The organism is Streptomyces sp. NBC_01294 (assembly GCF_035917235.1).
GTDB lineage: Bacteria > Actinomycetota > Actinomycetes > Streptomycetales > Streptomycetaceae > Streptomyces > Streptomyces caledonius.
In genome coordinates, this window is the sequence record NZ_CP108423.1 from 3,334,494 (window position 1) to 3,355,689 (window position 21,196).

A 21,196-nucleotide genomic window follows, 5' to 3' on the forward strand; every position below is an offset into this window, starting at 1 on the left:
TGCGCAACTACGACGACGCCTTTGTCCCGCAGGAAGCCGACGAGGTCACCGAGAGGCGAACGGGGCGTCCGTCGGGACGATTTCGCGGCCCAGCGGGAGCAGGGCGAGCGGGACCATCTTGAAGTTGGCGATGCCGAAGGGAATGCCGATGAGCGTGATGCAGAGCGCGATGCCGGTGAAGATGTGGCCCAGGGCCAGCCACCAGCCCGCCAGGACCAGCCACAGGACGTTGCCGATGGCGGACCCGGCGCCCGCGTCGTGGCGCTCGACGGTGGTGTAGCCGAAGGGCCAGAGGGCGTAGACCGCGATGCGGAAGGCGGCGATGCCGAAGGGGATGCCGATGATGGTGATGCACAGCAGCACGCCCGCGAGCAGGTAGCCCAGGAACAGCCATATACCGCTGAGGATGAGCCAAATGACGTTCAGGATTGTCTTCACTGGCGGCGGCCTGCCATCTGTTCGAGCCGGGCGATGCGCTCGGCCATCGGAGGGTGTGTGGAGAACATCTTAGAAAGGCCTTCTCCCGGACGGAACGGGTTGGCGATCATCATGTGGCTCGCCGTCTCCAGTCGCGGCTCCGGCGGCAGCGGGAGCTGCTTGGTGCCCGCGTCGAGCTTGCGCAGGGCGCTGGCCAGGGCGAGCGGGTCGCCGGTGAGCTGGGCGCCGGACGCGTCGGCCTCGTACTCGCGCGAGCGGCTGATGGCGAGCTGGATCACGGAGGCGGCCAGCGGGCCCAGGATCATGATCAGCAGCATGCCGAAGAGGCCGGGGCCCTCGTCGTCGCTCGATCGACCGACCGGAATGAGCCAGGCGAAGTTCACCAGGAACATGATCACCGAGGCGAGTGCTCCGGCGACCGACGAGATCAGGATGTCGCGGTTGTAGACGTGGCTGAGTTCGTGGCCGATGACCCCGCGCAGCTCGCGCTCGTCGAGGATGCGCAGGATGCCCTCGGTGCAGCAGACCGCGGCGTTGCGCGGGTTGCGGCCGGTGGCGAAGGCGTTGGGTGCCTCGGTGGGCGAGATGTAGAGGCGTGGCATGGGCTGGCGTGCGGACGTGGAGAGCTCGCGCACCATGCGGTAGAGCTGGGGAGCCTCGAACTCGCTGACGGGGCGGGCGCGCATCGCGCGTAGAGCCAGCTTGTCGCTGTTCCAGTACGCGTAGGCGTTCGTCCCGAGGGCGATGAGGACGGCGACGATCAGGCCGCCCCGTCCGAAGAAGCTTCCGATGAGGATGATGAGTGCGGACAGCCCGCCGAGGAGTACGGCGGTCTTGAGCCCGTTGTGCCGGCGGTGCACGGTACGCCCTCCAAGTGGTGCGGCAGGGGAGCCCCGTCATGGATCTGAGGGTCTACGGTCCAGTGGACCCTCCCTTACTGGTCAACGCGAGGTGAGGGCGTCCGGTTCCCAGGGCGCACCGGGCCGGCCGCCCGCCGCCGCCCCCTCGGGAGGGGCGACGGGGCGGCGGCGGGGCGGCGGCGGGGCTGCCGACGGCTGCTGCGGGCGTTACTCCGTACGGGTCACGAGTACGGGCAACGTGTACGGGTTACGCGTACGGGGCAGCGCGTGCGGGCTACTGCGCGAAGAGGCTGCCCGACGCGAAGCGCAGGACCAGCTGCGGGGCGCCCGAGAGGACGACCGCCGCGGTCGCGGTGAGGACGATGGCCGCCGTCACCGGCCAGGGGGCCTTCGTACGGGCCGCCGCGCCCTCGGTGCCCTGAGCGGCCTCGGCGCCCTCGGCGCCTTCCGGCGCCCGGAAGAGGAGTGCGGTCCACCGCAGGTAGTAGTACAAGGCGATGACGACGTTGATCGCCATGACCACGGCCAGCCAGCCCAGGCCCGCGTCGACCGCGGACCGGAAGACGGTGACCTTGGCGAAGAGCCCGATGATGCCCGGCGGCAGGCCCGCCAGGCAGAGCAGGAAGAAGGCCAGCGAGAGGGCGGCCAGGGGGCGCTCGGCGTACAGGCCCCGGTAGTCGCTGACCCGGTGGAGCGGCTTCGTGCGGGCGACCAGCACCGCCACGGCGAAGGCGCCGAGGTTCACGACGGCGTACATGAGGGCGTAGGCGACGGCGGAGCCGATCTGGTCGCGACCGGTGTACGCGGCGGCGGCGATCGGGACGAGCACGTAACCGGCCTGGCCGACCGAGGACCAGGCCAGCAGCCGTACGGCGCTGTTCGGGCGGTCGGCGGACTGGCGCAGGGCGCCGGCGTTGCCCACCGTCATGGTGAGGGCGGCGAGGACGGCGAGGGCCGGGCCCCAGATGTCGGAGTACGCCGGGAAGGCGATCACCGTGATGACGACGAGGCCGGCGAAGCCGACCGCCTTGCCGGTCACCGAGAGGTAGCCGGCGATGGGCAGCGGGGCGCCGACGTAGGTCTCGGGGACCCAGAAGTGGAAGGGGACGGCCGCGGCCTTGAAGGCGAAACCGACGAGGGCGAGCGCGACACCGGCCATGGCGAGGGTGTCGAGCTGCCCGGGGACGTCTTCGAGCCGGTCGGCGACCTGGGTGAGGTGCAGGGAGCCGGTGGCGGCGTAGACGAAGCTGACGCCCAGCAGCGACACGGCCGTGGCGGTGACGGAGGAGAGGAAGAACTTGAGGGCGGCCTCGGAGGAGAGCCGGTCGCCGCGGCGCATGCCTACGAGGGCGAAGGCGGGCAGCGAGGCGACTTCGAGCGCGACGATCAGGGTGGCGAGGTCGCGGGAGGCGGGCAGCAGGGCCGCGCCGGCCGCGGAGGAGAGCAGCAGGAACCAGTACTCGCCGGCCGGCATGCGCGTCTCGCGGACGGGGATGACCGACAGCAGGGCGGTGACCAGGGCGCCGGCCAGCACCAGGAACTGGATGACGAGCGTGAAGTGGTCGGCGACGTAGCTGCAGGCCGCCGGGTCGCCGGTGAGGCAGAAGGTGCTGCGGTCGCCGGAGCGCAGCGGCAGCAGGGTGGCGATCGCGGCGGCCAGGCCGGCCACCGAGATCCAGCCGAGGAGCGGCTTGCTGCGCTCGGGCACGAAGAGGTCCGCGACGAGGACCCCGAGGCCGACGGCGGCGGTGATGACGACGGGCGCGATGGCGAGCCAGTCGACGGACTGGACGAGGCTGGGCGCCTCGGCGGAGAGGACCGTCAGGGCCGTCATGAGTTGCCTCCTGCGAGGAGCTTCTGAACGGCCGGGTCGGTGAGGCCGAGGAGGACCGCGGGCCACAGGCCGGCGAGGACGGTGAGGGCGACGAGCGGGGTCCAGGCGGCGAACTCGTAGCGCTGGATGTCCGCGACGGCGAGCTCGGGACCGGCTTTCGGGTCTCCCATGCAGACGCGCCGTACGACGATCAGCAGGTAGGCGGCGGTGAGGAGGGTACCGAAGGCGCCGACGGCCGTGTACGTGAGGAACGCGGGGCGGGACAGGCCCTCGGCCGGGTCGAACGCGCCGAAGAGGGCCAGCATCTCGCCCCAGAAGCCGGCCAGGCCCGGCAGGCCCAGGGAGGCGACGGCGGCGAAGGCCAGGAACGCGCCGAAGCGGGGGGCGCGGCCGTAGAGGGCGGCGCCGGTGGCTCCGGCGAGCGTGTCGAGGTCGGCGGTGCCGTAGCGGTCCTTGAGGGCCCCGACCAGGAAGAAGAGGAGGCCGGTGATCAGGCCGTGGGCGATGTTGGCGAAGAGCGCGCCGTTGACTCCGGTGGGGGTCATGCTCGCGATGCCGAGGAGGACGAAGCCCATGTGGCCGACGGAGGAGTACGCGATGAGGCGCTTGAGGTCGCCCTTGTTCCCCTTCCGGGCCAGCGCGAGGCAGGCGAGCGATCCGTAGACGATGCCGACGGCGGCGAAGGCGCCCAGGTAGGGGGCGAAGGTCTGCATTCCGTCGGGGGTGACGGGGAGCAGGATGCGGACGAACCCGTACGTGCCCATCTTGAGCAGGACGCCGGCCAGCAGGACGGAGCCGACGGTGGGCGCGGCGGTGTGGGCGTCAGGCAGCCAGCTGTGCAGGGGCCACATCGGGGTCTTCACGGCGAGGCCGATGCCGATGGAGAGGACGGCCAGCAGCTGGGTGGTGTGGGACAGTTCGCGGCCGTTGTCAGAGGCGAGTGCCACCATGTCGAATGTGCCGCTCTTCAGTCCGATCAGCAGCAGACCGAGCAGCATGACGACGGAGCCGAGGAGCGTGTAGAGGATGAACTTCCAGGCGGCGGCCTGCCGCTGAGCACCGCCCCAGCGGGCGATGAGGAAGTACATCGGGATGAGGACCATCTCGAAGGCGAGGAAGAAGAGCAGCAGGTCGAGGACGGCGAAGGTCGCGAGGGTGCCGGACTCGAGGACGAGGAGCAGTGCGACGAAGGCCTTCGGGGAGGGGCCCTCGGGGAACTTGAAGTAGCTGTAGAGCGCGCAGAGGAAGAACAGCAGCGCGGTCATCAGGAGGAGGGGGAGCGAAATGCCGTCGACACCGAGGTGGATCCGGACGTCGAGCGCCGGGATCCAGCTGATGTCCGTCGTCGCCTGGAAGCGGGACGGGGCGTCGTGGTCGAAGCCCAGGGTGAGGGCGATCGCCGCGGCGAGGATCACGCCGGTCACGGTCACGCCGTGGCGGAGCACGGCCTGCTCGGGGCTGCGGCCCTTGAGGCCGGGCGGGGCCGGCAGGAGGGCCGCGGCGGCGCCGAGGAGCGGTGCGGCCACGATGAACGCCAGAAGGAACTGCATCACGGACGGGCTGATATCAATCACGGCTGACTCACGGCTCACGATCCGGCGTTGACGTTGGCGAGGACGGCGGTGGCGATCGCCAGGACCACGGCGCCGGCGAGCAGGGCGCTCAGGTAGCTCTGCACGTTGCCGGTCTGGGCGCGGCGTACGAGGCTGCCGAGCAGCCGGGTGCCGGTGCCCGCGCCGCGGACGTACGTGTCCACGACCTCGCGGTCGAGGAAGCGGACCAGGCTCGCCGACGCCCGGACGGGGCGGACGAAGAGCCGGTCGTAGACGGCGTCGAGGTGGAAGCCGTCGGCGGCGTGGCGGTGCAGCGGGCCGAGGAGCGCCCTGCCGGGGTCGGGGGCGGATCCGGCCGGGACGGCGGGGTGATCGTGGGTCACCTCGGCCACCTCGGGGGTTTCCGCGGCTGATTCGGCGGCGGCGACGGAGGCGGGTACTCCGACCGCGGCGCCGGCGGCGGCCTTCACGGTGGCGCGCTGCCAGAGGGCGTAGGTGAGCATCACGCCGATGACGGCGGCGCCCGTGCCGAGGACCGAGGTGACCACGGTCGGGGTGAGCGCCCTGCCGTCGAACCAGTCGGCGAGGGGGCCCGCCGCGAGGCCGAAGCCGACCGTCGGGATCGCGAGCAGCCACAGCACGCCGGTCATGGCGAGGGGCTCCTTGCCGTGGTCGGGGACGGCCGCGCCCCTGCCGCGGAAGGCCATCAGCCACAGCCGGGTGGCGTAGGCGGCGGTGAGCAGGGCGGTCAGCACGCCGGCGACCAGCACCACCCAGCCGGCGCTGCTGGGAGCGAATTCCGAGTGGCCGGTCGCGGTCTGCTCGGCGGCGACGAGGACGGCTTCCTTGGAGAAGAAGCCGGCGAAGGGCGGGATGGCGGCGAGCGCGAGGAGCGCGAGCGTCATCGTCCAGAAGGCGTCGGGGATGCGCTTGGACAGGCCGTCCATCCGGGACATGGCGGCCAGGGAGTTCGTACCGGCGGCGTGGATGATCACGCCCGCGCCCAGGAAGAGGAGCGCCTTGAAGGCGCCGTGGGACAGGAGGTGGAAGACGGCGGCGCTGCGGTCGCCGACGGCCAGGGCGCCGGTCATGTAGCCGAGCTGGCCGACCGTGGAGTAGGCGAGCACCCGCTTGATGTCGTCCTGGGCGAGGGCGGCGAGGGCGGAGCCGATCATCGTGACGGCCGCCAGGACGGCCATGACCACCAGGGCCGCGCGGGAGGCAGCGAAGACGGGCAGGAGGCGGGCGATGAAGTAGACACCGGCGGCGACCATCGTCGCGGCGTGGATCAGCGCGGAGACCGGGGTGGGGCCCGCCATGGCGTCGGGGAGCCAGGTGTGCAGCGGGAACTGCGCGGACTTGCCGGCGACTCCGGCGAGCAGGAGCAGCGCGATGAGCGTCGGGTGGTCGAGCCCGCCCGTGGCGACGGTGCCCAGGATCTTCGTGATCTGGAAGGAGCCGGCGTCGGTGGCGAGCGCGAACAGGCCGATCAGGAAGGGGACGTCACCGAGCTTGGTGACGAGGAAGGCCTTCAGGGAGGCGGAGCGGGCCGCTTCGGTCTCCCAGTAGTGGCCGACGAGGAAGTACGAGCAGATGCCCATGACCTCCCAGCCGACCAGCAGCACCATCAGGTCGCCGGAGTAGACGACGAGCAGCATCGCGGAGGTGAACAGTGAGACGAGAGCGGCATACGACGGGTAGCGCGGGTCCTCACGCAGGTACGCCGTCGAGTAGAGCTGTACGCACGTGGCGACGACCCCGACCAGGATGGCGACCAGTGCGGCGAAGCCGTCGATGTAGAGCGAGAGGTCGATCGGCACCGAGCCGGTCGGGGTCAGCTCGGTCGCGGTGCTGATCGCCGGGCCGCCGCCCTGGCGGAAGGCGACGAGCACGGCCAGTACGGCGGCGCCGAGCGTCGGCAGGATCGCGAGCGGCCGGACGAACCCGGGGGCGGTGCGGCCGAACAGCAGTCCCGCGACCGCGCCCAGGAACGGCAGCAGCGGGACGAGGACGGCGAGGGTCGTGGTGCTCACGCGGTGACCTCGCTCTGGTGGTTCGCGGCGGGCTCGTGGCCCTCGGCGGTGTCGCGCAGCCGGTCGACGTCGGAGGTGCCCCGGTTGCGGTACACCATCAGCACGATCGCGAGACCGATGCCGATCTCGGCGGCGGCGATGGCGATGGTGAAGAGGGTGAGGGCCTGGCCGGCGTGCAGGGCGTCGCGCAGCCAGACGTCGAAGGCCACCAGGTTGAGGTTGACGGCGTTGAGCATCAGCTCGACGGACATCAGGACCAGGATGGCGTTGCGGCGGGCGAGTACTCCGTACAGGCCCGTGCAGAAGAGGAGCGCCGCGAGCACGGCGGGGTAGGCGAGGTGCATCAGCGCCGGCCCTTCTTCTCGCCGGGGCCGGCCGGGGTGGCGGCTTCGGCGGGGTCGTTCCTGCGGGACAGCACGATGGCCCCGATCAGGGCTGCGAGGAGGAGGACGGAGAGCGCCTCGAAGGGCAGCACCCAGTGCTGGAAGAGGATCTCGCCGGAGACCTTCGTGGAGCCCTGGACGGGTCCGTCGAGGTCGATCCAGGTCGTCCGGAAGGCGTCGACGACGACCCAGACCAGCGCCACGGCCGCGACGACGGCGACGCCGAGCGCGAGCAGGCGGTTGCCGGAGTCCGCGTCCGGGGAGCGGCCGATGGGCGCCTTGGTGAGCATCAGTCCGAAGAGGAGGAGGACGACCACGGAACCGAGGTAGATGAGGACCTGGACCCAGGCGATGAACTCCGCGGTCAGCAGCAGGTACTCGACGGCGATGCCCCCGAGCGCGACGACCAGCCACAGGGCGGCGTGCACCAGCTGCTTGGTGGTGACCGTGACGAGGGCCGCGCCGAGGGTGGCGAGGCCGACGAGGATGAAGGCGATCTCGACGCCGGTCGGGGAGAGGAAGCCTGGCCCGGTGACGGCGGCTGCGGCCAGGGTGGCGGCGGGGGTCACGCGTCTCCCTCCGGGGTCGGGGTGGTCGGCGGTTCGGTCTCGGCGGCCGGGGCGGCGGCTTCGGCAGCGGCGGCGGCTGCCGCGGCGGCCTCGGCCTTCTCCACTGCCTTGCGGGCGGCGGCGATCTCCTTGGGCTCCTCGGCGGCCGGGTCCAGCGCGGGCGGGGCCGGGACGGTCCACATCCACTCGCGGAGCTTGTCGCGCTCGTGGGTCAGCTCGTGGATGTCGGTCTCCGCGTACTCGAACTCCGGCGACCAGAAGAGGGCGTCGAAGGGGCACACCTCGATGCAGATGCCGCAGTACATGCAGAGGGAGAAGTCGATGGCGAAGCGGTCGAGGACGTTGCGGCTTCGCTCGCGGCCACCGGGGGTGGACGCGGGCACCGTCTCCTTGTGGGAGTCGATGTAGATGCACCAGTCGGGGCACTCACGGGCGCAGAGCATGCAGACCGTGCAGTTCTCCTCGAACAGGCCGATGACGCCGCGGGAGCGGGGCGGGAGTTCGGGCTGGACGTCGGGGTACTGGGCCGTGTGCGAGCGCTTCGTCATCGTGCGCAGGGTGACGGCCAGGCCCTTGGCGAGGCCGGATCCGGGGATGGGCATTACTGGATCGCCACCTTCACGATGCCGGTGAGCGCGATCTGCGCGAGCGCGAGCGGGATGAGTGCGGTCCAGGCAAGCTTCTGGAGCTGGTCCTCGCGCAGGCGCGGGTAGCTCACGCGGAGCCAGATCACGACGAAGGCGAGGATCGCGGTCTTGAGCAGGGTCCAGACCCAGCCGAGGCCGTCGGCGCCGAAGGGGCCCTGCCAGCCGCCGAGGAAGAGGACGGTGGTGAGGGCGCAGAGGACGACGATGCCGGCGTACTCGGCGAGCAGGAAGAGGGCGAAGCGCAGGCCCGTGTACTCGGTGTACGCGCCGAAGATGATCTCGGAGTCGGCGACGGGCATGTCGAAGGGGGGCCGCTGCAGTTCGGCGAGGCCGGCGGTGAAGAAGACGAGCGCGCCGACGATCTGCCAGGGCAGCCACCACCACTCGAAGCTCTCGACGATGCCGGGGAGGGAGACCGTACCGGCGGCCATCGCGACGGAGGCGGCGGCGAGCAGCATGGGGAGCTCGTAGGCGAGCAGCTGGGCGGCGGTGCGCAGGCCCCCGAGCAGGGAGAACTTGTTCGCGGAGGCCCAGCCGGCCATGAGCGAGCCGAGGACTCCGACGCCCATGACGGCGAGCACGAAGAACACGCCCGCGTCGATGACCTGGCCGACCGCGCCCTCGCCCGGGCCGATCGGGATGGCGAGGAGGACGAGGAGGTACGGCAGGAGGGCGACGGCGGGGGCGAGCTGGAAGATCCGGCGGTCGGCGTTGGCCGGGACGATGTCTTCCTTCTGCGCGAACTTCACACCGTCGGCGACGAGCTGGGCCCAGCCGTGGAAGCCGCCGGCGTACATGGGGCCGAGGCGGCCCTGCATGTGGGCCATCACCTTGTGCTCGGTCTGCCCGACGACGAGCGGGAGCACGAGGAAGACGGCGAAGACGACGATCAGCCGCAGGGCCACGTCGAGGACGTCGTTCACGCGTCGCCTCCGTTGTCGGGGGTGGGAGGGGGAGTGGGGGTGGGAGTGGAGGTGGGGGTGGGGCTGGTCTTGGGGTCGCGGGGGGCCGCCTCCGGCGTGTTTGCCTCCGGCGGGGTCTGCGGGGTCTCGGCCTCGGGCCCGGTGGTCTCCGACCCGTTTGCCTCCGACCCGTTTGCCTCCGGCGCGGTCTGCGGGGTCTCCGCCGCGGGCCCGGTGGTCTTCGGCTTCGCCGGGGTCGCCTGCGGGCCGGGCGTCGTCGGCTTCGCCGGGGCCGATGCGTCCTCGGCGGCGGGCTTCGGGGTGCGCGGGGGCGCCTCCGGCGCGGGCGGCGGGGTCTCCGCCTGCGGGCCGGGCGTCGCCTTCGCAGGAGTCTCCGAGGCCGGCGGGGCCTCGAAGGCGGGCTTCGGGTCGTGCCAGGGGGCGTCCGTGCTGCGGGGGGTCGGTCGCTTCGGAGCTGTGGCTTCGGTCTCCGGGGTTGTCGCGGCCTGGCTGGCCGAGCCCTCCGTTACCGAGCGGGTGCGGCGGGGCGGGCGCGGGGCGTCCGTTGTCGGCGATTCCGGGGTTGCCGGGGACTCCGGGGTTGCCGGGGATTCCGGGGTGGCCGCGGCCTGGCTGGCCGAGCCGTCCGTTACCGAGCGGGTGCGGCGGGGCGGGCGCGGGGCGTCGGTTGCCGGGGATTCCGGGGTTGCCGGGGATTCCGGGGTGGCTGCGGCCTGGCTGGCCGAGCCCTCCGTTACCGAGCGGGTGCGGCGGGGCGGGCGCGGGGCGTCGGTTGCCGGCGATTCCGGGGTTGCCGGGGATTCCGGGGTGGCTGCGGCCTGGCTGGCCGAGCCCTCCGTGACCGAGCGGGTGCGGCGGACCGGGGCGCCCTCGCGCGGGGTGCGGGCGGCGGCGCCCGCCGCTCCTGCCGCGCGGGGGGTACGGGCCGGGCGGGCCGGAGCGGGCGGGAGCTGGCCCTTCATCGGGCCCCAGTCGTTGGGGTCGGGGACGCCCGGCGGGAGCATCTGGCGGCGCTTCGGGCCGTCGGGGTCCGCGCCCTCGCCCGGCTCCTTGGCGCCGGGCCAGGCCTTGGCGACGCGCGCCGCCAGGACGAAGTCCTTGCGCAGCGGGTGGCCCTCGAAGTTCTCCGGCAGGAGGAGGGGGACCAGGTGCGGGTGGTCGGTGAAGACGATCCCGAACATTTCGAACGTCTCGCGTTCGTGCCATTCGGCTCCCGCGTACACGGCGACCGCCGACGGCAGGGAGGGGGCGCTGTGCGGGACGGTCGTGCGCAGCAGGAGGCGGCGTACGCGGTGGTTCTCCAGCGAGACGACGTGCGCGCAGATCCGGAAGCCGGCGCCGGCCTCGTCGACCGCGCTCAGCCAGTCGAAGTACGTGCAGCCCAGCTTGTCCCGGGCGATTTCGAGGGAGGAGATCCAGCTGCCGACGGGCACGTCCACCGTGAGGACGTCGTACGAGAAGTCGGCGACGGCCTCGGCGCCGAAGACCGTCGGGGCCGCGTCGGGGAGGGAGTCGTAGAGGTTCACGCGCCGGCCCCCGGAGTGGGCGCGGCCGGGGGCGTGACCAGGCCGCTCGTGAGCTGGGCGACCGACGGACCCTCGGCGTAGCGCTCGGCCAGCGACTCGCGGGCGATCTTCTCCTGGAGCTTGAGGATGCCCTGGAGGAGCGCCTCCGGGCGCGGCGGGCAGCCGGGCACGTAGACGTCGACGGGGATGATCTGGTCGACGCCCTTCGTCACCGAGTACGAGTCCCAGTACGGGCCGCCGCAGTTGGAGCAGGCGCCGAAGGAGATGACGTACTTCGGCTCGGGCATCTGCTCGTAGAGCCGTTTGACGGCCGGGGCCATCTTGTCCGTGACGGTGCCCGAGACGATCATGAGGTCTGCCTGGCGGGGCCCCGGCGCGAACGGGATCACGCCGAGGCGGATGAAGTCGTGGCGGGCCATGGACGCGGCGATGAACTCGATCGCGCAGCAGGCCAGGCCGAAGTTGAAGACCCACAGGCTGTACCGGCGGCCCCAGTTCAGGACCACCTTCATCGGTTCCGGGGCCAGGCGGGAGAGGACTCCGAGGCGCTTGGGCTCCGGGAGCAGTACGCCCTCGGTCGGCGTCACAGCCGGTGTCACGTCCATTCGAGGACGCCCTTCTTGTACGCATAGAGCAGGCCGACGGCCAGGAAGCCCAGGAAGATGAACATCTCCACCAGCGTCGTGGCGCCGTAACCGGCGGCGGCGAACACCGTCGCCCACGGGAACAGGAAGATCGAGTCGACGGCGAAGATGACGTAGAGGAACGCGTAGACGTAGTAGCGGACCTGGGTGTGCGCCCAGCCCTCGCCGACGGGGTCCACACCGCATTCGTACGTCAGCAGCTTCTCGTGAGTCGGGACCACGGGCCGCAGCAGGCGGCCGGCGCCGAACGCCACGGCCACGAAGAGCACACCGAGGGCGGCCAGCAGACCGACGACCGAATAACTCCGGAAGTAGTCCGCCGTGAGCACGGTTACGGTCGATACCGTTGGTTCGGGCACGTCCGTTCCTCGCTCCTCGGTCACTGTCGACGATCTGGTACGGACGGGAGTCTAGGGCCTGCCTCACACGGGGTGGGGTTATCCCCCGTTCACAGCACCCCGGCCACCCCATGGCATGAGCGGGGCGCGCTTGACAGGCTGTGGCGCATGACCACGAGCCACGTCATCCCCGACAATGATCGACCTCCCCCGGTACGCGCCGTATTCAGCGCCGCGACGTGGAGGGAGATCGCCTTTCTGGTGAGCAACCTGCCCGTGGCGATCGTCGGTTTCGTTTACGCAGTTGTCATGGTTGCCGGGACGGGCGGTCTTTCCGTGACCGCGATCGGACTTCCGCTCCTCGCGTGCGGTCTCTATTTGTCTCGGCAATTGGGACGGCTGGACCGGGCACGCGCCCGCTGGCTGCTGGGCGTGCGGGTGGACGAGCCGACCCCGCTCCCCGGCCCGAAGCGGGCCGGCGGATTCTTCCCCTGGCTGTGGACGAGCATCAAGGACCCGGTCGCCTGGCGGACGGTGCTCTACCAGCTCATCCGGCTGCCGTGGGGGGTACTCACCTTCACGGTAGTCCTGGCCGGGCTGTTCGTGCTGTGGCCGGTGCTGCCGTACCTGGTGCGCCTGATGGCGAACGCGGACCGGGCGATGGCGCGGGGGCTCCTGTCGCCGTCCGACGACCTGGAGCGGCGGATCGCGGAGCTGGAATCCGACCGGGGCGTCGTGGTCGACACGGCGGCGGCCGACCTGCGGCGCATCGAGCGGGACCTGCACGACGGGGCGCAGGCGCGGCTGGTGGCGCTGGCGATGGGGCTGGGCCTGGCGAAGGAGAAGCTGCTGGAGGACCCGGAGGGCGCGGCGGCGATGGTCGACGAGGCCCACGGGGAGGTGAAGCTCGCGCTCCAGGAGCTGCGGGACCTCGCGCGCGGGATCCATCCGGCGGTGCTGACGGACCGGGGGCTGGACGCGGCGCTGTCGTCGGTGGCGGCGCGGTGCGTGGTGCCGGTGAAGGTGGCGGTGGACCTGCCGGAGGTGCGACCGGCGGAGGCGATCGAGGGGATCGCGTACTTCGTGGTGTCCGAGCTGCTGCAGAACGTGAGCAAGCACGCGGGGGCGGGGGCGCGGGGCGCGAGCGTGGAGGTGTGGCGGGCGGGGCAGAGGCTGCTGATCCGGGTGTCGGACGACGGTCGGGGCGGGGCGGCCACCTCCGGGGGGAGCGGGCTGGCGGGGCTCGCCGAGCGGCTGGATGCGGTGGACGGGGTGCTGGTGGTGGACTCGCCGGAGGGGGTGGGGACCGTGGTCACGGCGGAGCTGCCGTGGCGGGGGCGGGGGTGAGGCTTGCGGTGCGTGGTGGTGAGCGGGGCCCCTGCCGGGTGGGTGGGGGTCCCGTTCGCGTGGCCGGTGCGGCGCCGCCGCCTCGTGGGGCCGCCCCGGGTCCCGCGCCTCAAGCGCCGGCGGGGCTGGATTTGGCCGGGTGGATTGGCGGGCTTGGTGGGGTTAACCCCCCGGTGGAGATGCCTACTCGCCGCATGGTTCGGCCGGGTGGGGGGCGGCAGGGTGGGGGTGTAGCGGAGGACCGGAAGGGTGGGGTCGGGATCATGGGCAACGGCAACGGCAAGGGCAATGCAGGCGGTGTCGGGGCGGTGCTGCGGGCTCCGGTCGAGGGGCGGACGTGGCGGGAGTTCGGGTACCTGCTGATCGGGCTGCCGCTGAGCACGCTGTACTTCTCGCTCGCCATCACCGGCGTGAGCCTCGGCGCCGGACTGCTCGTCACCTTCCTCGGCGTTCCGGTCCTCGCCGGCGTGCTCGCCATGTGCCGCGGGTTCGGTCACCTGGAGCGGGCCCGGGTGCGGGCGCTGCTCGGGGCGGACATCGCCGATCCCGCGCCGATCCGGGCCGAGAAGGGCGGGGCCCTCGCCGCCATGGGTGCGCTGCTCAAGAGCGGGAGCGCCTGGCGGCACGTGCTGTACTCCGTGGTCCACTTCCCGTGGGCAGTGTTCGGTTTCTGCCTGGCACTGACGTTCTGGGCGACCGGCTGGTCCCTCCTGCTGTACCCGCTCTGGTTCTGGGTCTTCCCGGCCTACACCGACCAGCCCGGCCTGCAGCTCGTCCAGAACGGCGAGTACACCTTCTACCTCGACTCGCCCCTGGCGATCACCCTCACCTGCCTCGCCGGAATGCTCCTCACCCTCGCCACCCCGTGGGTGATCCGGGCCCTGACCACCGTCGACCGGGTCGTGGTCGGCGGACTGCTCGGCCCGTCCCGCCTGGCCACCCGCGTCACCGAGCTGGAGTCCGACCGGGGTGTGGTCGTCGACACCGCGGCCGCCGACCTGCGGCGCATCGAGCGCGATCTGCACGACGGGGCGCAGGCCCGGCTGGTGGCGCTGGCCATGGACCTGGGGCTGGCGAAGGAGAAGCTGGCCGAGGACCCGCAGGCCGCCGCCCGCATGGTGGACGAGGCGCACGGCGAGGTGAAGATCGCCCTCCAGGAGCTGCGCGACCTGGCCCGCGGGATCCACCCGGCCGTGCTGACCGACCGCGGACTGGACGCGGCGCTGTCCTCGGTGGCCTCGCGGTGCGCGGTGCCGGTACGGGTGGCCGTGGACCTCCCGGCCCGGCCCGCGGCGGCGATCGAGGGGATCGCGTACTTCACGGTGTCGGAGCTGCTGCAGAACATCAGCAAGCACGCCGTGGCCCGGTCGGCCTCGGTGGACGTGTGGAAGTCCGGGGACCGGCTGCTGATCCAGGTCGCCGACGACGGCCGCGGCGGGGCCGGCACGGGGCCCGGTACCGGGGCCGGGACCGGGCTGGCGGGGCTGACCGAGCGGCTGGACGCCGTGGACGGGGTACTGGTCGTCGACTCCCCCACCGATGGCGGGACGACGGTCACCGCCGAGCTGCCCTGGCGCGCGTAGATCTCGTAGATCTCGTAGATCTCGTAGATCCACGGATGGACGGCTCGAGGGGCGGGCGGGTCGGCGGGCGGCCGCCGGCGGGCCGGCCCCTTCGTCCGTTCCGGCGCGCGCGGCTCCCGGCGCGCGCCTCCCTCCCTGCACGCCTCCCCCTCCGCTGCACCCGTTTGCACCATCCGTTTGCGGCATCCCTTCGTGGCGGCCGCTTGCGGCGTCCGACGTTCCACATGCGAAAACTCCCCCCGTACGCCCACCTGTTGTCGCGGCTCTGCCTTCAGCGGGGCTTGAGGCTGGGATGCTTGGCTGAGTCGGGTAGTGCGGGAAACGAGTGGACGCGGGAGCTGCTGAATCGTGGACGACAGGGTGCGGGTGGTCATCGCCGAGGATTCAGTGCTGCTGCGCGAGGGCCTGACCCGGTTGCTGACCGACCGGGGGCATGACGTCGTGGCGGGCGTCGGGGACGCGGAAGCCCTGATCAAGACGGTGGCGGAGCTGGCGGCCGAGGACGCGCTGCCGGATGTGGTGGTGGCCGACGTGCGGATGCCGCCGACCCATACCGACGAGGGCGTGCGGGCGGCCGTGCGGCTGCGCCGCGACTACCCCGGGATAGGCGTGCTCGTGCTGTCTCAGTACGTGGAGGAGCAGTACGCCACCGAACTGCTGGCCGGTTCCAGCACCGGGGTGGGATACCTGCTCAAGGACCGGGTGGCCGAGGTACGGGAATTCCTGGACGCTGTCGTCCGGGTGGCCCGGGGCGGTACGGCCCTGGACCCGGAGGTCGTCGCGCAGCTGCTCGGCCGCAGCAGGAAGCAGGACGTCCTGGCGGGTCTGACCCCGCGCGAGCGCGAGGTGCTCGGGCTGATGGCCGAGGGGCGTACCAATTCGGCCGTGGCGAAGCAGCTGGTCGTGAGTGACGGAGCGGTGGAGAAGCACGTCAGCAACATCTTCATGAAACTGGGCCTGTCGCCGAGTGACGGGGATCACCGGCGTGTACTGGCCGTTCTCACCTATCTGAAATCTTGATCGACTGACACTCTGTCAGATATGGCATACCGGTCGGGCTGTCTCAAGGGGCGGTCCTACGGTCCAGAATGTGGTCGCTCCTGGGGACCTGATCCCTACCGACGTAGGGTGGGTTATGGGGGTGTCACGCCTCGAAGGAGGTCCAGTTCAGTGACCAGCCAGGTCAGCAGTCCAGCCGAGCAGGCCGACGGGGCCGGGGGTGCGGTTGTCGGTGGACAGCGCGCCCCGGAGAGCCCGGGCCCCAAGGAAATCCGCCGCCTCGATCGTGTGATCATCCGATTCGCAGGCGACTCCGGTGACGGTATGCAGCTCACCGGTGACCGCTTCACCTCGGAGACGGCGTCGTTCGGGAACGACCTGTCGACGCTGCCGAACTTCCCCGCCGAGATCCGCGCCCCCGCCGGAACCCTGCCCGGTGTGTCCTCGTTCCAGCTCCACTTCGCCGACCACGACATCCTCACGCCCGGGGACGCCCCGAACGTACTGGTCGCGATGAACCCGGCCGCGCTGAAGGCGAACATCGGCGACGTGCCGCGCGGCGCGGAGATCATCGTCAACACCGACGAGTTCACCAAGCGCCCCATGGCCAAGGTCGGCTACGAGACCTCGCCGCTGGAGGACGGCTCCCTGGCCGCGTACAACCTCCACCCGGTGCCGCTGACGACCCTGACGGTCGAGGCGCTGAAGGACTTCGGCCTCTCCCGCAAGGAGGCCGAGCGCAGCAAGAACATGTTCGCGCTGGGCCTGCTGTCGTGGATGTACCACCGGCCCACCGCGGGCACCGAGACCTTCCTGCGGCAGAAGTTCGCGAAGAAGCCCGACATCGCCGAGGCGAACATCGTCGCCTTCCGCGCCGGTTGGAACTTCGGCGAGACGACGGAGGACTTCGCGGTCTCCTACGAGGTCGCCCCGGCCACCCGCGCCTTCCCCACCGGCACCTACCGCAACATCTCCGGGAACCTGGCCCTCTCCTACGGCCTCATCGCCGCGAGCCAGCAGGCCGACCTGCCCCTCTACCTGGGCTCCTACCCGATCACCCCCGCCTCGGACATCCTGCACGAGCTCTCGAAGCACAAGAACTTCGGCGTGCGGACCTTCCAGGCCGAGGACGAGATCGCCGGCATCGGCGCGGCGCTCGGCGCCGCCTTCGGCGGTGCGCTCGCGGTGACCACGACCTCCGGGCCCGGCGTGGCGCTGAAGTCGGAGACGATCGGTCTCGCGGTCTCCCTGGAGCTCCCGCTGCTGATCGTGGACATCCAGCGCGGCGGCCCCTCCACCGGCCTGCCGACGAAGACGGAGCAGGCGGACCTCCTCCAGGCCATGTTCGGCCGCAACGGCGAGGCCCCCGTCCCGATCGTGGCCCCGAAGACGCCGGCGGACTGCTTCGACGCCGCCCTCGACGCGGCCCGGATCGCACTCACCTACCGGACCCCGGTCTTCCTGCTCTCCGACGGCTACCTCGCCAACGGGTCCGAGCCCTGGCGGATCCCGGAGGTCACGGACCTGCCCGACCTGAAGGTCAAGTTCGCCGCCGGCGCGAACCACACCCTGGCCGACGGCACCGAGGTGTTCTGGCCCTACAAGCGGGACCCGGAAACCCTCGCCCGGCCCTGGGCCGTCCCCGGCACCCCCGGCCTCGAACACCGCATCGGCGGCATCGAGAAGCAGGACGGCACGGGCAACATCTCCTACGACCCGGCCAACCACGACCTCATGGTCCGCACCCGCCAGGCCAAGATCGACGGCATCCGGGTCCCGGACCTCGACGTCGACGACCCGGACGGCGCCACCACCCTGGTCCTGGGCTGGGGGTCCACCTACGGCCCCATCACCGCCGCCGTCCGCCGGCTGCGGCTCACCGGGCTCCCCGTCGCCCAGGCCCACCTGCGCCACCTCAACCCCTTCCCCAGGAATCTCGGCGAGGTCCTGAAGCGTTACGAGAAGGTAGTGGTGCCGGAGATGAACCTCGGGCAGCTCGCCACCCTGATCCGGGCGAAGTACCTGGTCGACGCCCAGTCGTACAACCAGGTCAACGGAATGCCGTTCAAGGCGGAGCAGCTCGCCACGGTCCTCAAGGAGGCCATCGATGACTGAGGTGACCGAAGAGGTGTCCGAAGGGGCACGCACCCTGCTCTCGCTGGTGCCCAAGGCCGAGAGCAAGCAGTCGATGAAGGACTTCAAGTCGGACCAGGAGGTCCGCTGGTGCCCGGGCTGCGGTGACTACGCCGTGCTCGCCGCCGTGCAGGGCTTCATGCCCGAGCTCGGGCTGGCGAAGGAGAACATCGTCTTCGTCTCCGGCATCGGCTGCTCCTCCCGCTTCCCGTACTACATGAACACGTACGGGATGCACTCGATCCACGGCCGCGCCCCGGCCATCGCCACCGGCCTCGCCACCTCCCGCCGCGACCTGTCCGTCTGGGTCGTCACGGGCGACGGCGACGCGCTGTCCATCGGCGGCAACCACCTGATCCACGCGCTGCGCCGCAACGTCAACCTCAAGATCCTCCTCTTCAACAACCGGATCTACGGGCTGACCAAGGGCCAGTACTCCCCCACGTCCGAGGTCGGCAAGATCACCAAGTCGACGCCGATGGGCTCGCTGGACGCGCCCTTCAACCCGGTGTCGCTGGCGATCGGCGCCGAGGCCTCGTTCGTCGCGCGCACCGTCGACTCCGACCGCAAGCACCTCACCGAGGTCCTGCGCCAGGCGGCCGACCACCAGGGCACGGCGCTCGTCGAGATCTACCAGAACTGCAACATCTTCAACGACGGCGCCTTCGAGGTCCTCAAGGACCAGAAGCAGGCGCAGGAGGCGGTGATCCGGCTGGAGCACGGCCGGCCGATCCGCTTCGGCGTGGACGACGCCAAGGGCGTCGTGCGCAATCCGGTCACCGGGGACCTGGAAGTCGTCGAGGTCACCGCGGACAACGAGGCGCGGGTCCTGGTCCACGACGCGAAGGCGGCCAGCCCCACGACCGCGTTCGCGCTCTCCCGCCTGGCCGACCCCGACACCCTGCACCGCACGCCCATCGGTGTCTTCCGCAGCGCCGAGCGGCCCGTCTACGACACGCTCATGGCGGACCAGCTCGAAGCGGCCATCGACCGCAGCGGCAAGGGCGACCTCGGCGCGCTGCTGTCCGGCAGCGACACCTGGACCGTCGTCGGCTGACCTGCGTCCGCACGACCGCCGCGACGAAGCCCGGATCCTCCGAGGGGATCCGGGCTTCGGCATGAGGTCCGGCACTCCGCGCACACGGGAACACGGGCACGGGGCACGGGGCACGGGACACAGGAACACAGGACACTTTCGAAAAGTTAGCGCTTACCGTAGGATGGCGCTATCGCATCACATCGCGTCGCCGACCGAGAAGAGCAGCCATGAGCATCGTCGTCACCGCCGCCACCGGAGCCCTCGGGCGCCTCGTCGTCGAGGAGCTGCTGGAGCGGGTCCCCGCCGACCGCGTCGCCGTGGTCGTCCGCAACGAGGAGAAGGCCGCCGACCTGGCCGCACGCGGCGTCGACGTCCGCGTCGCCGACTACGACGACCCCGCGGCCCTGGCCGCGGCCTTCCGGGCCGGCGACCGGGTCCTGCTGATCTCCGGCAACGAGATCGGGCGGCGCGTCGCGCAGCACACCGCCGTACTGGGCGCCGCGCAGGCGGCGGGCGTGGCCCAGCTGGCCTACACCGGCATCCGGGGAGGCCCCGAGGCGGACTTCGACCTGGCCGCCGAGCACACCGCGACCGAGCAGGCCATCCTCGACTCCGGGATCCCGTACACCTTCCTGCGCAACGGCTGGTACCACGAGAACTACACGCGGAACCTGCCCACCGTCCTCGGGCACGGCGCGGTCGTGGCCAGCTCGGGCGAGGGCCGGGTCGCCTCCGCGGCGCGGGCGGACTACGCGGCCGCCGCGGCCGTGGTGCTCACCACCGAGGGCCACCTGAACCGGGTGTACGAGCTCTCCGGCGACACCGCCTGGAGCCTCACGGAGTACACGGCCGAGGTGTCGGCGCAGTCCGGCAAGGAGATCGCGTACACCGAGGTCCCGGCGGACGAGCACCTTTCGATCCTCACCGGCGCCGGGGTCCCCGAGGACTTCGCGGCCATCCTCGTCGACGTGGACGCCGCGATCGCCCGCGGCCGGCTGGCGCACACCAGCGGGGACCTGTCCCGGCTGATCGGGCGCCCGACCACCCCGGTCGCCGAGGCGATCGGCGCTGCGCTGGCCTGACCGCAGCGGGTCCGGCCACGCAAGCCCCCGAAGATGTCATGAGTATCTCCCGATTACGGGCATGACATCTGGCGCGCGCGACGATACCGTCGTGAAGTTGGCTGGAAGTCGTACAGGAGGCCCCCGTGAAGGCAGAGAACGAGCAGCGCACGGGTTTGCTCTACGGATTCGGCGCTTACGGGATGTGGGGGCTCGTGCCCCTCTTCTGGCCACTCCTCAAGCCTTCCGGGGCGGTCGAGATCCTCGCCCACCGCATGGTGTGGTCCCTGGCCGTGGTCGGCCTGGCGCTGCTCGCGCTGCGCCGCTGGGGCTGGATACGGGAGCTGGCACGCCAGCCCCGCAAGCTCGGCCTGACCACGCTCGCCGCCCTGATCATCAGCGTGAACTGGGGCCTCTACATCTGGGCCGTCAACAACGGTCACGTCGTCGAGGCGAGCCTCGGCTACTTCATCAATCCCCTGGTCAGCATCGCCATCGGCGTGCTGGTGCTCGGCGAGCGGCTGCGCCGCGTGCAGTGGGTGGCGGTCGGGCTGAGCTTCGGCGCCGTGCTGGTGCTCGCCATCGGCTACGGGCGGCCGCCGTGGATCTCGCTGATCCTGGCCTTCTCCTTCGCGACGTACGGGCTGATCAAGAAGAAGCTCAACATGGGCGGCCTGGAGTCGCTGACCGCCGAGACGGCCGTGCTGTTCCTGCCGGCCCTCGGGTACGTGCTGTGGCTGAGCGCGCAGGGCCAGTCCACCTTCGCCACGCACGGCGTCGGACACTCGCTCCTGCTGGCCGCGACCGGCCTGGTCACCGCGATCCCGCTGGTGTTCTTCGGGATGGCGGCGATCCGGGTCCCGCTGTCCACGCTCGGGCTGCTCCAGTACATGGCCCCGGTGTTCCAGTTCGGGCTCGGCGTCCTGTACTTCCACGAGGCCATGCCGCCCGAGCGCTGGGCCGGCTTCTCCCTGGTGTGGGCCGCGCTGGCCCTCCTCACCTGGGAAGCGCTGCGTACGGCGCGACGCTCCCGGGCGAGGCTCGAAGTGGCGCCGGTCGTCGCGGCGCCGGTCGTCGCGGCGCCGCCGGCCCGCGAGCCCGCGTAACCGCCGCGGCGGGCCGCCCGGCAGGGCGCGCACCAGCAAACCCCTCACCCTCACGATCCCCGGTACGGACACCCCGTACCGGGGATCGTCCGTTTTCCGAACCACCCTGACCGAATTGTGGTCTTGACGGACAGTCACACTCTCGCTGAACATCAGGCTCGCACTGACGCACTAACGCTC

The 21,196-nt window shown here is 71.4% G+C and carries 19 protein-coding genes; 7 read left to right on the top strand and 12 right to left on the bottom strand.

Annotated features, from left to right (window positions below; all coding sequences use genetic code 11):
* Positions 1-45 precede the first annotated feature (45 nt).
* The 12 genes from OG534_RS14885 to OG534_RS14940 form a co-directional block, all read right to left on the bottom strand.
* On the bottom strand, positions 46-438 hold the full coding sequence (locus OG534_RS14885) for a YccF domain-containing protein (RefSeq protein WP_326588542.1): 393 nt from the start codon (positions 436-438) through the stop codon (positions 46-48).
* Positions 435-1,298, bottom strand: a complete 864-nt coding sequence (gene htpX / locus OG534_RS14890; RefSeq protein ID WP_326588543.1) for a zinc metalloprotease HtpX — start codon at positions 1,296-1,298, stop codon at positions 435-437. The genes OG534_RS14885 and htpX overlap by 4 nt, the downstream gene beginning before the upstream one ends.
* Before the next feature lie 274 nt (positions 1,299-1,572).
* The gene (locus OG534_RS14895) at positions 1,573-3,132 is read right to left on the bottom strand and encodes an NADH-quinone oxidoreductase subunit N (protein WP_326588544.1); all 1,560 of its coding nucleotides are present in this window, start codon (positions 3,130-3,132) and stop codon (positions 1,573-1,575) included.
* The gene (locus OG534_RS14900; RefSeq protein ID WP_326593627.1) at positions 3,129-4,682 is read right to left on the bottom strand and encodes a complex I subunit 4 family protein; all 1,554 of its coding nucleotides are present in this window, start codon (positions 4,680-4,682) and stop codon (positions 3,129-3,131) included. Before OG534_RS14900 ends, OG534_RS14895 begins: the two co-directional genes overlap by 4 nt.
* Positions 4,683-4,720: 38 nt before the next feature.
* Positions 4,721-6,718 (bottom strand): NADH-quinone oxidoreductase subunit 5 family protein, encoded by a 1,998-nt coding sequence (locus OG534_RS14905; protein ID WP_326588545.1) that lies wholly within the window; start codon positions 6,716-6,718, stop codon positions 4,721-4,723.
* Positions 6,715-7,062: an NADH-quinone oxidoreductase subunit NuoK gene (nuoK, locus tag OG534_RS14910; protein WP_326588546.1), complete on the bottom strand. Its 348-nt coding sequence runs from the start codon at positions 7,060-7,062 to the stop codon at positions 6,715-6,717. Before nuoK ends, OG534_RS14905 begins: the two co-directional genes overlap by 4 nt.
* Positions 7,062-7,670, bottom strand: a complete 609-nt coding sequence (locus tag OG534_RS14915) for an NADH-quinone oxidoreductase subunit J family protein (RefSeq protein ID WP_326588547.1) — start codon at positions 7,668-7,670, stop codon at positions 7,062-7,064. Before OG534_RS14915 ends, nuoK begins: the two co-directional genes overlap by 1 nt.
* On the bottom strand, positions 7,667-8,272 hold the full coding sequence (locus OG534_RS14920) for a NuoI/complex I 23 kDa subunit family protein (protein WP_326588548.1): 606 nt from the start codon (positions 8,270-8,272) through the stop codon (positions 7,667-7,669). The genes OG534_RS14915 and OG534_RS14920 overlap by 4 nt, the downstream gene beginning before the upstream one ends.
* Positions 8,272-9,240 (bottom strand): complex I subunit 1/NuoH family protein, encoded by a 969-nt coding sequence (locus OG534_RS14925; RefSeq protein ID WP_326588549.1) that lies wholly within the window; start codon positions 9,238-9,240, stop codon positions 8,272-8,274. Before OG534_RS14925 ends, OG534_RS14920 begins: the two co-directional genes overlap by 1 nt.
* Entirely contained in the window at positions 9,237-10,766 is a 1,530-nt protein-coding gene (locus tag OG534_RS14930) for an NADH-quinone oxidoreductase subunit C (RefSeq protein WP_326588550.1), read from the bottom strand. Before OG534_RS14930 ends, OG534_RS14925 begins: the two co-directional genes overlap by 4 nt.
* Complete coding sequence (locus OG534_RS14935) at positions 10,763-11,371, bottom strand: NADH-quinone oxidoreductase subunit B (RefSeq protein WP_326588551.1); 609 nt, start codon at positions 11,369-11,371, stop codon at positions 10,763-10,765. The genes OG534_RS14930 and OG534_RS14935 overlap by 4 nt, the downstream gene beginning before the upstream one ends.
* Positions 11,362-11,769, bottom strand: coding sequence for an NADH-quinone oxidoreductase subunit A (locus OG534_RS14940; protein ID WP_326588552.1), 408 nt, complete (start codon positions 11,767-11,769; stop codon positions 11,362-11,364). The genes OG534_RS14935 and OG534_RS14940 overlap by 10 nt, the downstream gene beginning before the upstream one ends.
* Before the next feature lie 147 nt (positions 11,770-11,916).
* On the opposite strand from OG534_RS14940, the gene OG534_RS14945 reads away from it, so the two are divergent.
* The 7 genes from OG534_RS14945 to rarD all read left to right on the top strand — a co-directional run bounded on the left by OG534_RS14945 (position 11,917) and on the right by rarD (position 21,016).
* A complete protein-coding gene (locus OG534_RS14945) occupies positions 11,917-13,095 on the top strand; it encodes a sensor histidine kinase (protein ID WP_326588553.1) in 1,179 nt (392 codons plus the stop codon).
* 263 nt (positions 13,096-13,358) lie between these two features.
* Positions 13,359-14,678 (top strand): sensor histidine kinase, encoded by a 1,320-nt coding sequence (locus OG534_RS14950; RefSeq protein ID WP_326588554.1) that lies wholly within the window; start codon positions 13,359-13,361, stop codon positions 14,676-14,678.
* A 360-nt stretch (positions 14,679-15,038) separates the two neighbouring features.
* Positions 15,039-15,698 (top strand): response regulator transcription factor, encoded by a 660-nt coding sequence (locus OG534_RS14955; RefSeq protein WP_326593630.1) that lies wholly within the window; start codon positions 15,039-15,041, stop codon positions 15,696-15,698.
* 150 nt (positions 15,699-15,848) lie between these two features.
* The gene (locus OG534_RS14960) at positions 15,849-17,792 is read left to right on the top strand and encodes a 2-oxoacid:acceptor oxidoreductase subunit alpha (RefSeq protein ID WP_326588555.1); all 1,944 of its coding nucleotides are present in this window, start codon (positions 15,849-15,851) and stop codon (positions 17,790-17,792) included.
* On the top strand, positions 17,785-18,867 hold the full coding sequence (locus OG534_RS14965; protein ID WP_326588556.1) for a 2-oxoacid:ferredoxin oxidoreductase subunit beta: 1,083 nt from the start codon (positions 17,785-17,787) through the stop codon (positions 18,865-18,867). Before OG534_RS14960 ends, OG534_RS14965 begins: the two co-directional genes overlap by 8 nt.
* 209 nt (positions 18,868-19,076) lie before the next feature.
* Positions 19,077-19,931, top strand: coding sequence for an NmrA family NAD(P)-binding protein (locus OG534_RS14970; protein ID WP_326588557.1), 855 nt, complete (start codon positions 19,077-19,079; stop codon positions 19,929-19,931).
* 125 nt (positions 19,932-20,056) lie between these two features.
* Positions 20,057-21,016 (top strand): EamA family transporter RarD, encoded by a 960-nt coding sequence (gene rarD, locus OG534_RS14975; protein ID WP_326588558.1) that lies wholly within the window; start codon positions 20,057-20,059, stop codon positions 21,014-21,016.
* Positions 21,017-21,196: the final 180 nt, after the last annotated feature.

What these genes read in the sequence shown, in the direction of transcription:
- OG534_RS14895 (WP_326588544.1), bottom strand. Translation starts at nt 3,132, where the DNA reads ATGACGGCCCTGACGGTCCTCTCCGCCGAGGCGCCCAGCCTCGTCCAG.
- OG534_RS14900 (WP_326593627.1), bottom strand. Translation starts at nt 4,682, where the DNA reads ATGCAGTTCCTTCTGGCGTTCATCGTGGCCGCACCGCTCCTCGGCGCC.
- nuoK (WP_326588546.1), bottom strand. Translation starts at nt 7,062, where the DNA reads ATGCACCTCGCCTACCCCGCCGTGCTCGCGGCGCTCCTCTTCTGCACG.
- OG534_RS14920 (WP_326588548.1), bottom strand. Translation starts at nt 8,272, where the DNA reads ATGCCCATCCCCGGATCCGGCCTCGCCAAGGGCCTGGCCGTCACCCTG.
- OG534_RS14935 (WP_326588551.1), bottom strand. Translation starts at nt 11,371, where the DNA reads ATGGACGTGACACCGGCTGTGACGCCGACCGAGGGCGTACTGCTCCCG.
- OG534_RS14945 (WP_326588553.1), top strand. Translation starts at nt 11,917, where the DNA reads ATGACCACGAGCCACGTCATCCCCGACAATGATCGACCTCCCCCGGTA.
- OG534_RS14950 (WP_326588554.1), top strand. Translation starts at nt 13,359, where the DNA reads ATGGGCAACGGCAACGGCAAGGGCAATGCAGGCGGTGTCGGGGCGGTG.
- OG534_RS14965 (WP_326588556.1), top strand. Translation starts at nt 17,785, where the DNA reads ATGACTGAGGTGACCGAAGAGGTGTCCGAAGGGGCACGCACCCTGCTC.
- OG534_RS14970 (WP_326588557.1), top strand. Translation starts at nt 19,077, where the DNA reads ATGAGCATCGTCGTCACCGCCGCCACCGGAGCCCTCGGGCGCCTCGTC.